This window comes from Xanthomonas sp. fls2-241-TYG-148, assembly GCF_030208815.1.
In the GTDB taxonomy this organism is placed as follows: Bacteria; Pseudomonadota; Gammaproteobacteria; order Xanthomonadales; family Xanthomonadaceae; genus Xanthomonas; species Xanthomonas campestris.
The window spans coordinates 99,770-110,932 of record NZ_JARVTE010000001.1 but is presented as its reverse complement, the minus strand read 5'-3'; the positions used below and the strand labels follow the sequence as shown (position 1 = coordinate 110,932).

At 64.5% G+C, this 11,163-nt stretch carries 10 protein-coding genes; 8 read left to right on the top strand and 2 right to left on the bottom strand.

Annotated features, from left to right (window positions below):
• Positions 1 to 4 precede the first annotated feature (4 nt).
• From QRM60_RS00435 to QRM60_RS00415, 5 genes are all read left to right on the top strand, one after another.
• Positions 5 to 199 (top strand): DUF4926 domain-containing protein, encoded by a 195-nt coding sequence (locus QRM60_RS00435; RefSeq protein WP_115555870.1) that lies wholly within the window; start codon positions 5 to 7, stop codon positions 197 to 199.
• A gap of 66 nt (positions 200 to 265) precedes the next feature.
• Positions 266 to 631, top strand: coding sequence for a hypothetical protein (locus QRM60_RS00430; protein WP_153065429.1), 366 nt, complete (start codon positions 266 to 268; stop codon positions 629 to 631).
• A gap of 723 nt (positions 632 to 1,354) precedes the next feature.
• Positions 1,355 to 1,855: a TspO/MBR family protein gene (locus tag QRM60_RS00425; RefSeq protein ID WP_115555872.1), complete on the top strand. Its 501-nt coding sequence runs from the start codon at positions 1,355 to 1,357 to the stop codon at positions 1,853 to 1,855.
• A gap of 720 nt (positions 1,856 to 2,575) precedes the next feature.
• Positions 2,576 to 5,083 (top strand): bifunctional aspartate kinase/homoserine dehydrogenase I, encoded by a 2,508-nt coding sequence (gene thrA, locus QRM60_RS00420; RefSeq protein ID WP_014507564.1) that lies wholly within the window; start codon positions 2,576 to 2,578, stop codon positions 5,081 to 5,083.
• Positions 5,080 to 6,048, top strand: coding sequence for a homoserine kinase (locus tag QRM60_RS00415; RefSeq protein ID WP_285445362.1), 969 nt, complete (start codon positions 5,080 to 5,082; stop codon positions 6,046 to 6,048). The genes thrA and QRM60_RS00415 overlap by 4 nt, the downstream gene beginning before the upstream one ends.
• A 68-nt stretch (positions 6,049 to 6,116) precedes the next feature.
• Here the strand turns inward: QRM60_RS00415 and QRM60_RS00410 are convergent, their stop codons facing one another.
• Positions 6,117 to 6,431 carry an EthD family reductase gene (locus QRM60_RS00410; RefSeq protein WP_161962662.1) on the bottom strand — a complete coding sequence of 105 codons (315 nt, stop codon included), beginning with the start codon at positions 6,429 to 6,431 and terminating at the stop codon, positions 6,117 to 6,119.
• 164 nt (positions 6,432 to 6,595) lie between these two features.
• Between QRM60_RS00410 and thrC the strand changes: the two genes are divergently transcribed.
• A complete protein-coding gene (thrC, locus tag QRM60_RS00405) occupies positions 6,596 to 7,900 on the top strand; it encodes a threonine synthase (protein ID WP_285445707.1) in 1,305 nt (434 codons plus the stop codon).
• A gap of 99 nt (positions 7,901 to 7,999) precedes the next feature.
• Entirely contained in the window at positions 8,000 to 8,740 is a 741-nt protein-coding gene (locus QRM60_RS00400) for a murein L,D-transpeptidase catalytic domain family protein (RefSeq protein ID WP_115572902.1), read from the top strand.
• A gap of 91 nt (positions 8,741 to 8,831) precedes the next feature.
• On the opposite strand, the gene QRM60_RS00395 is transcribed toward QRM60_RS00400, so the two are convergent.
• Positions 8,832 to 9,455: a helix-turn-helix domain-containing protein gene (locus QRM60_RS00395; protein ID WP_343237640.1), complete on the bottom strand. Its 624-nt coding sequence runs from the start codon at positions 9,453 to 9,455 to the stop codon at positions 8,832 to 8,834.
• A 246-nt stretch (positions 9,456 to 9,701) separates the two neighbouring features.
• Between QRM60_RS00395 and hisS the strand changes: the two genes are divergently transcribed.
• Positions 9,702 to 11,135: a histidine--tRNA ligase gene (hisS, locus tag QRM60_RS00390; protein ID WP_285445361.1), complete on the top strand. Its 1,434-nt coding sequence runs from the start codon at positions 9,702 to 9,704 to the stop codon at positions 11,133 to 11,135.
• The last annotated feature ends 28 nt before the right edge of the window (positions 11,136 to 11,163 follow it).

Sequence of the window (11,163 nt, the reverse complement as noted above, 5' to 3'; positions counted from 1 at the left end):
AATTATGTTTAAAGTAAATGATGTTGTGCAGACAGTCGTCGATATTCCTCGGGGTGGTATTGTGAGCGGTTCAGTTGGTGCCATAGTTCACGTGTTCTCGGTGCCGGATGAGGCTTATGAAGTCGAATTTGTTGATACGGATGGTAAAATTGTTGCATTGCTTACGCTTGCAGCTTCAGAGATCAAGAAAGCCAATTAAATAAATATAAATTAAAATTTACAAGTTTGGTGGTGAGTTCAAGATATTTCAACCTAAGGTCAAATAATGAGTGGCGATATTTCGGAGGAATGTGAGGTTTGTGGGGGGCGTTTAGGTATTTACAGTGATGGCAGAACTCAGGGGCTTATTTGCAAAAATTGTGGGTGGTCGATTTTGACTACAGTTAATACTGAGATAAATGATGATAATAGCGAATACAGCATTAGGTGTAGTGGTGATTTTAGTAACTCTGAGCATGTGCGAATGGTTGCGTCTATAGTTGGTGTGAATTTCATTGAGGCTAGAAAACTTCTCAAGCAGGATTCATTTGTTATTTTTACTGGGAAGGCTCTGGAAATTTCTGATGTTATAAGGAATTTGAAGGCGGCTAGATTGGATTTTCAAGTTGATCCTCATTTCAAGTGGATATGACTATGCCTCTCGAAGTCAAATTAATCCATCAAAGAAATTTAACGGATTAAGGGTGATTTAGGTGGGGGTTGATAAATATCCTATGTTTTCTTCAATTATGCTAAAGAGCAAGGAAAGTCTTACAAATTTCTTCCTTTGGAGACTGATGTTGAGGAATTTGGTGCTCCATACATAGAGATTAGTGAATCTGGAGTTTGGGCTATTGTTGCAAAGGATCGTGGTAATGAATGTCTAAGAAAGGAAACAGATTCGCCTGAAGTCCTAGCAAAGTGGATTTATGAAATTTATAACAAATAAATTTTTAGGGACTGCTGGAAGGTAAACTAATTGGAAGGAAAATTTTTTAAGATATTCCGCTGATAGTCGGAATCAGCTTAAAGGGTACAGGCCGCGCAGTTATCGGCCTGGGCGGCATCAATGCCTGGCGCAGCAACGGCCCTGGCCGTCGTTACCTGATCGAAACCGATCCGCGGTTCGTTAACTACAACAACTTCATCAGCAGCGATTTCCTGCTGGACAAGCTGGGCGTGGACCCGGAGTGGACCCAGACCCGCCTAGGCGACGGCTTCTACGAACAGCCTCTGGTGCTGTGTCAGCCTCCCGTAAAGTTGATCCATCCATGATCATAGGTGTCCGTTCTGTTTGCATTGCCTGGACAGGCTACGTGGCAGCGTGCCCGACATTCGGATGCCTGAATAGCATGCTCTCACTCGCTAGTTCTGTATGGAGATGTCGATGACTAAGAAATCGCAGTGGCTTGGACTGCTGGGCTCGCTGATGCTCTGCTATCTGGTGGCGGCCCTGGGAGCGACAGCGTCGATCAAGGCGGCGAGCTTCTACGCTGAGTTGCAGCAGCCGGGCTGGGCACCGCCGGGGTGGTTGTTCGGGCCGGTGTGGACTGTGTTGTACGGGATGATGGCGGTGTCGGTGTGGTTGGTCTGGCGGCGCGGCAGGTGGGGTGGGGCGCGCGGTGCGCTGAGCGTGTTCGTGTTGCAGCTGGGGCTCAATGGGTTGTGGAGCTGGCTGTTCTTTGCGTGGCACATGGGGGCATGGGCGTTTGCCGATATCGTGGCGCTCTGGTTGACGCTGGTGGCGACCATCGTGACGTTCGCTCGGTACAGCCGTGGTGCTGCGTGGTTGTTGGTTCCCTATCTGCTGTGGGTCAGCTTTGCGGCGGCGCTGAACTATGCGGTATGGCAGCTCAATCCTCAGCTGCTTGGGTGAGCGGGCTAAGGTCCACGCGGCATGCTTGGGTCGCCCGGCTGCGTTGACTCTGTGGTGGGCGCTGCGCGCGTAACGAGCGCAAACAATGACGGGGCCATTCCAATTCCGCGAAAGACCTCGAAATGCTCAGCTGGCGTGTCGTCGCCATGGGGCCCAGAGTCATTGCTTGCCGCTGGCCCTCATCGGCCTGCATCAGATCATCGGAACCGCCGAAGTCCTAACTCTGCTGTAAAGCGCAACCCATTCGATAGAAACGAGCTCTGTGGAGCGCGCGACCCAGTCGCCAGGAGCGACGCCCGAAGCCAGGTCTCACACCTGCCAAGTTGCGCAGCGATCGACTCCGCGCCCATCAGAAAAGTTTCCATAGCAATCAATTGCTTGTGGTGGATTTGCTTAAATCTTTGTCCTGCAAGGCTTTCTGCATGCACGTGGCGTGGCGCGCAGCGCTTGCAACCCGGCCTGCTTGACAGGCTTCACTCCGGTGATGTCTTTTGACTGCATGCGTAACGCCTTCGCCACCGCTTGCCCCGTGATGCCGCCGATGCGGCGGGGTACGGGCGTGGCCGGCATTACCACCACCATTACCACCGCCACCATTCGCCCGGTGCGGTCCGTCGTCTTCGCGTAACTTCCGAAAACAACGGCCCCGCACCCGGATCAGGATGCGGGGGTCTCCCTCTCTCACCTGAAGCGGACGGGGCCTCCCAACGAGGTCTGTCGATGTCATCGCCTGTCGTTTCGTTTGAACCCGCCGCTGTCCCAACGCCTTCCGCCCGCACCGTGGTGCATAAATTCGGTGGCACCTCGGTTGCCGATGCCGAGCGTTACCGGCATGTGGCGCAGCTGTTGCTGGCACGCGATGAGACCGTGCAGGTGACGGTGGTCTCGGCGATGAAAGGCGTGACCGATGCGTTGATCGAGCTGGCCGAACTGGCCGCGCAGAATCGTCCAGAGTGGCGCGAGCGCTGGCACGAAACGCGTGCGCGCCATCGCGGTGCGGCGGTGGCGTTGCTGGGCGAGCATTCCGGGCCCACGGTGGAGTGGCTGGACGAGCGCTTCGAGCATCTGTCACAGATCCTGGCGGCGCTTGCAGTCATCGGCGAGCTGCCGCGCGAAGTGCTTGATCGCGTGCAGGGGCTGGGTGAGGTGTATTCCGCGCAGCTGCTTGGCGACCACTTCCGTGCATTGGGCGAAGACTGCGCAGTGCTGGATGCACGCGATGTGCTGGTGGTCAATCGCGGCGAGCTGGGCGTGGATGTGGACTGGGCAGTGAGCGCGCAGCGGCTGGACACCTGGCGGCAGGCGCATCCGCAGACGCGGGTGGTGGTCACCGGGTTTGTCGCGCGCGATCGCGGCGACCGCATCACCACGCTGGGGCGTAACGGCAGCGATTATTCGGGCGCAATCTTCGCGGCCTTGTTCGATGCTCACGAGCTGCACATCTGGACCGATGTGGATGGGGTGCTCTCGGCCGATCCGCGCGTGGTGCCCGAGGCGGTGCAGCTGGAAACCCTGAGCTACGACGAAGCCTGCGAGCTGGCCTATTTCGGCGCGAAGGTCGTGCATCCGCAGACCATGTCGCCGGCGATCGAGCGCGGTTTGCCGATCATCATCCGCAATACGTTCCAACCCGAACATCCGGGCACGCGCATCACCGCCAGCAGTGCGGTGAGCGGGCCGATCAAGGGGCTGACGCTCAGCCCGGATCTGGCGGTACTGAATCTGGAAGGCACCGGCCTGATCGGTGTGCCGGGAACGGCCGAGCGTGTGTTCGCGGCGCTGCGCACGGCGCAGGTGTCGGTGGTGATGATCTCGCAGGGCTCGTCGGAACATTCGATCTGCTGCGTGGTCAAGCAGCATGAATCCGAGCGTGCGCGCAATGCGCTGCTGCAGGCATTTGCGCACGAGCTCACGGTTGGCCAGGTGCAGCGCGTGCAGTTGACCACCGGCATCAGCGTGCTGGCGGCGGTGGGCGATGGCATGGCTGGGCAACCCGGTGTGGCAGCGCGCTTGTTCGAGTCGCTGGGCCGCGCGCAGGTCAATATCCTGGCGATTGCGCAGGGCTCGTCCGAGCGCAACATCTCGGTGGCGATCGATGCGGCGCATGCCACCAAGGCCTTGCGCGCGGCGCATGCCGGTTTCTGGTTGTCGCCACAGACATTCTCGGTGGGTGTCATCGGGCCGGGCAACGTGGGTGCGGCGTTGCTGGATCAGCTGCGTACCGCGCAGCCGCAATTGCTCGGCAAGGCCAACCTGGATCTGCGCCTGCGTGGCGTGGTGTCGCGCGGGCGCATGTTGCTGGAAGAGCGCAGCGTGACCGGCGATTGGCGCGATGCATTTGCAGCGGCCTCCACGCCCACCGATCTGGAGCGCTTCACCGCGCATCTGCTCTCCGCGCACCTGCCGCATACGGTGATCATCGATTGCAGCGGCAGTGCGGAAGTGGCCGACCGCTATGCAGGCTGGCTGGCAGCCGGCATCCATGTGGTGACGCCGAACAAACAGGCCGGCTCCGGCCCGTTGGCGCGCTATGAAGCGATCCGTGCCGCCGCCGATGCCAGCGGTGCGCGCTTCCGCTACGAGGCCACGGTCGGCGCCGGCCTGCCGGTGATCACCACGCTGCGCGACCTGGTCGATACCGGCGATGCGGTGACCTCGATCGAAGGCATTTTCTCCGGCACGCTGGCGTGGCTGTTCAATAAATACGACGGCAGCGTACCGTTCTCCGAGTTGGTGACGCAGGCGCGCGGCATGGGCTACACCGAGCCAGACCCGCGCGATGACCTGTCCGGCGTGGATGTGGCACGCAAGTTGGTGATCCTGGCGCGCGAGGCGGGGCGGGCGATCAGCCTGGACGATGTCAGCGTGGAAAGCCTGGTGCCCGAGGCGTTGCGCCAGGCCAGCGTGGATGACTTCATGGCACAGCTGCAGACGGTGGACGCCGGCTTTGCGCAGCGGCTGGCCGACGCGCATGCGCGCGGCAACGTGCTGCGCTATGTCGCGCAGCTGCCGCCAGACCGCGCGCCCAGCGTGGGCCTGGTCGAATTGCCGGCGCACCATGCCTTCGCCAATCTGCGTCTGACCGATAACGTGGTGCAGTTCACCACGCGCCGCTACTGCGAGAACCCATTGGTGGTGCAGGGCCCGGGTGCCGGGCCGGAAGTGACCGCGGCCGGCGTGTTTGCCGATCTGCTGCGCGTGGCGGCGGGCGAGGGGGCACGCTTGTGAATCAGATGGTGGACATGGGCCACGCCGTACCCGCCGCGCGTGGGCTGCGCGAGGCGCGCGCCTTTGCGCCGGCGTCGGTGGCCAACGTGGCGGTGGGCTTCGACCTGTTGGGCTACCCGCTGGATGGCGTGGGCGACACCGTGACCGTGCGCCGCATCGACGCGCCGGTGGTGCGGATTGCCGCCATTCGCGGCACCACCGTGGCGCTGCCGCTGGAGGCCGAGCGCAACACCGCCGGCGCGGCGTTGGTGTCGCTGCGTGCGGCATTGGCGCTGCCGTTCGGCTTTGAACTGGAGATCGACAAGGGCATCGCCTTGAGTTCGGGCATGGGCGGCTCCGCTGCCTCGTGCGTGGCTGCGCTGGTGGCGGCGAATGCCTTGCTGGACACACCTATCAGCACCGACCAGCTCTATCAGCACGCGCTCGATGGCGAAGCGGTGGCCAGCGGCAGCCGGCATGGCGACAACCTGGGGCCGTTGTTCCTGGGCGGGCTGGTGCTGTGCACCTTGGAGCGGCTGGTGCCGATCGCAGTACCGGAGGCGTGGCACAGCCTGGTGGTGCATCCGGAGGCAGTGCTGGAAACCCGCCGTGCGCGCGAGGCGCTGGCCGGCGACTACCGCCTGAGCGAGTTCGTGGCGCAGAGCACCAACCTGGCGTTGGTGCTGGCCGGCTGCCATGCCGGCGATGCGGGCCTGGTCCGTGCCGGCCTGCGCGATGTGCTGGTCGAGCCGCGGCGCGCGCCCTTGATTGCCGGCTTTGCGCAGGCCAAACAGGCCGCGCTCGCGCATGCCGCGCTGGGCGCCAGTATTTCCGGTGCCGGCCCCAGCGTGTTTGCCTGGTTCGAAACCCGCGCGGCTGCCGCGGCGGCGGCGCCGGCGGTGCAAGCCGCATTCGCCGGCGTGGGCCTGGACAGCCAGGCCTGGGTGACGCCGATCAACAGCCCCGCGGCACGGCTGCTTGCATGAGCCAGCGCACGCGTTGTTCGATCAGGCAGCAGCGGTGCGCGCAGCAGGCACGCACCGCAATGGCATGTTCATCCCACTACCACTTCGCTGATCTGCATGACCGGCGCGAGATCGGTGTAGTTGGCGATGTCGGCAAGAATCTCGGCTGCGTGCGGCCCGAAGCTGCCGTGGAAGGCATCGACCGAGTCGCAAAAGATGTGGCACATCCCGATGTAGGGCGGCGTGCTGCCCGGCTCACCGCCGCTGATGCCCTTGTCCACCGTGTAGCTGAGGCAGGCCGCGCCCATGCGCGCGCTCACCAGCGGCATGTGGGTGTCGCTGTAGTAGGTGTGGTCGAAGCGGGCGCCATCGCGGTACGGGTACATCACACTGACCTTGATCATTTGCGGGCTCCACGGGAAGGTGCGCGCAGCATAGCGCCGCGCCGGCAACCCCGTGCGACCGCCTGGCGGCGCGCCGCGACGCCTAATGCCGCCGCTCACCCGCAGCATCCGCCTTTCTCGTTGATGGGCGCTGGCCCGTTTCCGCTCTGCCTGGAGTCCGCATGATGTTCATCTCTACCCGTGGCGCCGCACCTGCCGTGAGCCTGAGCCAGGCGATCGCCGCCGGCCTGGCCCCGGATGGCGGCCTGTACGTGCCGCAGACCCTGCCGCCGGCACGCACCCTGCAGGCCGGCGCAACGCTGGCCGACACGGCCACCACACTGCTGCAGCCGTTCTTCGAAGGTGACGCGCTGGCAGGCGAGCTGGCGGCCATCTGCGCCGAAGCGTTTGATTTCCCGGCGCCGCTGGTGCCGCTGGCCACGCCGGGCGACTACGCGCTGGAGCTATTCCATGGCCCCACCGCAGCCTTCAAGGATTTTGGTGCGCGGTTTCTGGCCGCTTGCCTGACGCGGCTGCGGCGCGCCGAAGACCGCCCGCTGACCATTCTGGTGGCTACTTCCGGCGATACCGGCGCGGCCGTGGCGGCGGCGTTCCATCGGCAGCCCGGCCTGCGGGTGGTGGTGGTGTACCCGGATGGCCGCGTGTCGCCACGGCAGGCGCATCAGCTGGGCTGCTTCGGCGACAACATCCAGGCATTGCGCGTGGCTGGCACCTTTGACGACTGCCAGGCCATGGTCAAGCAGGCCTTGAACGATGGCGAGCTGCAGACGCAGCTGCCGCTGAGTTCGGCCAATAGCATCAGCCTGGGGCGGCTGCTGCCGCAGATGAGCTACTACGCGCACGCAGCGCTGCAGCACCACGCTGGCTCGGGGGCCGCATTGAACCTGGTGGTGCCCACTGGCAACCTGGGCAACGGCTTGGCTGCGATCCTGGCACGCGCGCTCGGCGTGCCGCTGGGTGAGATCGCGCTGGCGTCCAATGCCAACCATGTGTTGCCCGACTATTTCGCCGGCGACGACTACGCCCCGCAACCCAGCGTGGCCACCGTGGCCAACGCGATGGACGTGGGTGCGCCCAGCAATTTCGAACGCCTGCGTTGGCTGTATGACGGCGACGATGCGGCCCTGCGCGAGGCGTTCCGTGCGCTGTCGGTGGACGACACGGCGATCCGCCACACCGTGCAGCAACGCTTCGCACGCTACGGCGAAGTGCATTGCCCGCATACCGCCACCGCCGTGCACGTACTGGAGCAATTGCGTGCGGAAGGGGCTGAGGGCGGCACCGGCGACTGGGCGGTGGCGGCCACGGCGCACCCGGCCAAGTTCGAGGCGGTGGTGGAGCCGCTGATCGGCCGTGCAGTGGAGATCCCGCCGGCGCTGGCGGCGCTGTTGCAGCGCCCGGCGCATGCCGAACCGCTGGCACCGGACTACCAGGCGTTCCTGCAGCGCCTGCTCGCGGATGCGCCCTGACCGAACACGTTCAGCCAGCCGGGGTTGGAAACCGGGCCGGATGCGGCTATCTCTAGGGGGTGCGGGCCCACGTGGCACCGCGTCCCTGTGGGTTGTTGCATGTCTTATCGATTGATCGCCGTTGCCGCCGCGCTGTGCGGATGGGCAACGGCCGGCACGGCGGGTGCCGCCGACGCCATCACTGCCTCGCCTGTGTCGCCACTGGGCACACCGCAGGCAGGCCTGGTCGATGCACTGGCCCGCCAGGCACCAGCGCTGGACCGGCAGGTCCTGGCCCTGGCCACCGAAGCACTGCAATGCGCGCGTCAACGCCAGCAGGTGGGCACCGAACGCGTGCTCAGCGTCATCGACTACAGCCGCCCCTCCACCGAGCGGCGGCTGTGGGTGTTCGATCTGGCCCGCCAGCGGCTGTTGTTCGAAGAGTGGGTGGCGCATGGGCGCAATACCGGCAACAACTTGGCGGCGAAATTCTCCAATGACGACGGCAGTTTCCAGTCCAGCCTCGGCGCTTTCACTGCGCAGGAGGCCTACACCGGCCACAACGGCTACTCGCTGCGCCTGAAGGGGTTGGAGCCTGGTTTCAACGACCATGCACGCGACCGCGCGATCGTGATCCACGGTGCGCCGTATGTCAGCGAAGCGGTGATCCGCAGCCAGGGCCGGCTGGGCCGCAGCCTGGGGTGCCCGGCGGTGCGGCCGGCGGTGGCCAAACAGTTGATCGATACCTTGCGCGAAGGCGCCTTCGTGTTCGCCTATTACCCGGACCGTGCCTGGTTGCGCCAATCGCGCCTGTTGAGTGGCGGTTGCGGCGCTGCCGTTGCCAGCGTGGGTGGGCGGTAGGAGCGCTACGGCTGTCGTTGCCGGAGATGCTGCAGCCAGCGATTGCGATGCTCGCTCGCTCCGTTTCGCCGCCAGCGCATGGCGGCCGGGCTCAGACCTCGTCGCCGGCCAGCTTGCGTAGCGCCGGATAGTCCAGGATTTGCACCAGATGCAGCTGGGGCAGGGCGATCAGGTGCTGCTGCTTGAGCTTGGTGAAGGTGCGGCTCACCGTTTCCATGGTCAGACCGAGATGGTCGGCGATGTCACTGCGGCTCATCGGCAGCGCCACGGTGTCGCCGGATGCGCCCGGGCGGGTGGAGCGTGCGGCCAGGCGCAGCAGGAAATGCGCCAGCCGCTCGCTGGGTTGCAGGCGCGCCAGCAGCAGGCCGGTGTCCTGCGCGGCGGCCAGTTCCATGCCGGCACGCTGCAACAACTTGCGTTCCAGGCTGGGATAGCGCTCGCGTAGCTGACGCATCTGCGCCATCGGCGTGCGGCAGACCCGGCTGTCGATGATGGCTTCGATATCGTGGCGGTGGTGGCTGGTTTCGGTGAGCCCGACATAGTCGCCGGGCAGCACGAAGCCGGTGATCTGGCGTCGCCCATCGGCCAGGGTGCGCACCATGCGCAGCGCCCCGGAAGTCACGGTGTAGACGTGGTGGCGTGCATCGCCGGCCCGCACCAGCGTGCTGCCGGTGGCATAGGCCTGCGCGCTGGTGGCCTGGTCCAGCGCGGCCATCTCTTGCTCCGAGAGCGCCGCGCAGATCGCCCGGCCGCGCACCGCACACAACGCGCATTCGGAGTCACGGGCGGTGGCGCCAGTGGCCTCGGCCGGGGCCGGGCAGGTCACGCTGGGGTCTGGAAGCTGCCGGTACATGGGCCATGCACTGCTGGGACGCGGCGAATGATACGCCATGCGGTCAGCACGGCCGCCCAGCCGGTAGAATTGCGCGTTCGCCCCACTCGATACGCAGGAGTTTCGCTCGTGATCAAGCCCCGTACGCCGCCCGGCATCATGGAATTGCTGCCGCGCGAGCAGATCGCGTTCCAGCGCATGCTGGACGTCATCCGCCGCAACTACGAGCGGTTCGGGTTCCTGCCGGTGGAAACCCCGGTGTTCGAGCTCTCCGATGTGCTGCTGACCAAATCCGGCGGCGAAACCGAGCGCCAGGTGTATTTCGTGCAGTCCACCGGCGCACTGGCCAACGCCGCCGCGGCTGCAGATGAAGGCGCCGAGAGTGGCGGCCTGCCGGAGCTGGCGCTGCGCTTCGACCTGACCGTGCCACTGGCCCGGTATGTGGCCGAGCACGAGCACGAGTTGAGCTTTCCGTTCCGCCGTTACCAGATGCAGCGCGTGTACCGCGGCGAGCGTGCCCAGCGCGGGCGCTTCCGCGAGTTCTACCAGTGCGATATCGACGTGATCGGCAAAGATGCGCTGAGCATCCGCTACGACGCCGAAGTGCTGGCGGTGATCCACGCGGTGTTCGCCGAGCTGGGCATCGGCGAGTTCAAGGTGCAGTTGAATAATCGCAAGCTGCTGCGCGGTTTCTTCGAAAGCCTGGGCGTAGCCGAGGGTGAGCTGCAGCTGGCGGTGCTGCGCGAGGTCGACAAGATCGACAAGCGCGGTGCCGAGTACGTGCGCGACACCTTGACCGGCGAAGGCTTCGGCATTGCGGCCGCGCAGGTGGACAAGATTCTGGCCTTCGTGGCGGTGCGCTCCCACGGGCATGCCGATGCGCTGGCGCAGCTGCAGGCGCTGGAGGCCTCGGTGGGCGCGAGCGCAACGCTGGGCGAGGGCATTGCCGAGTTGCGCGAGGTGCTGGAACTGGTCAAGGCGCTGGGCGTGCCCGAGACCGCCTACTGCCTGAATTTCTCGATCGCGCGCGGGCTGGATTACTACACCGGCACCGTCTACGAGACCACGCTCACCGATCACCCGCAGATCGGCTCGATCTGCTCGGGCGGCCGGTACGAAAACCTGGCCAGCCACTACACCAAGTCCAAGCTGCCGGGCGTGGGCATTTCCATCGGCCTGACGCGGTTGTTCTGGCAGCTGCGCGAGGCCGGCCTGATTGCCGGGATCGCCGAGAGCAGCGTGCACGCGATGGTGGCGCTGATGGACGAGTCGCGCCTGGACGATGCGCTGGATATCGCGCGCCGCCTACGCATCGGTGGCATCAACACCGAAGTGCAGATGGAGCCGAAGAAGGTCGGCAAGCAGTTCCAGTACGCCGCGCGTGCGGGCATCCGCTTCGTGGTGCTGGCCGGCGACGATGAGCTGGCGCGTGGCGTGGTGGCGGTGAAGGACCTGGTGCGCGAGCAGCAGTTCGATGTCGCCCGTGACGAGCTGGCCAGCACGTTGCAGGTGGAGCTGGAGCAGGCCAGGGCGATGCTGGTGTCGGGGATCGCGGCGAACTGATCGCGCCCATTGCACGGGCGTTGCGGGC

Coding starts and splice junctions, on each gene's coding strand:
- QRM60_RS00435 (WP_115555870.1), top strand. CDS start 5: ATGTTTAAAGTAAATGATGTTGTGCAGACAGTCGTCGATATTCCTCGG.
- QRM60_RS00430 (WP_153065429.1), top strand. CDS start 266: ATGAGTGGCGATATTTCGGAGGAATGTGAGGTTTGTGGGGGGCGTTTA.
- QRM60_RS00425 (WP_115555872.1), top strand. CDS start 1,355: ATGGAGATGTCGATGACTAAGAAATCGCAGTGGCTTGGACTGCTGGGC.
- thrA (WP_014507564.1), top strand. CDS start 2,576: ATGTCATCGCCTGTCGTTTCGTTTGAACCCGCCGCTGTCCCAACGCCT.
- QRM60_RS00410 (WP_161962662.1), bottom strand. CDS start 6,431: ATGATCAAGGTCAGTGTGATGTACCCGTACCGCGATGGCGCCCGCTTC.
- thrC (WP_285445707.1), top strand. CDS start 6,596: ATGTTCATCTCTACCCGTGGCGCCGCACCTGCCGTGAGCCTGAGCCAG.
- QRM60_RS00400 (WP_115572902.1), top strand. CDS start 8,000: ATGTCTTATCGATTGATCGCCGTTGCCGCCGCGCTGTGCGGATGGGCA.
- QRM60_RS00395 (WP_343237640.1), bottom strand. CDS start 9,455: ATGGCCGCGCTGGACCAGGCCACCAGCGCGCAGGCCTATGCCACCGGC.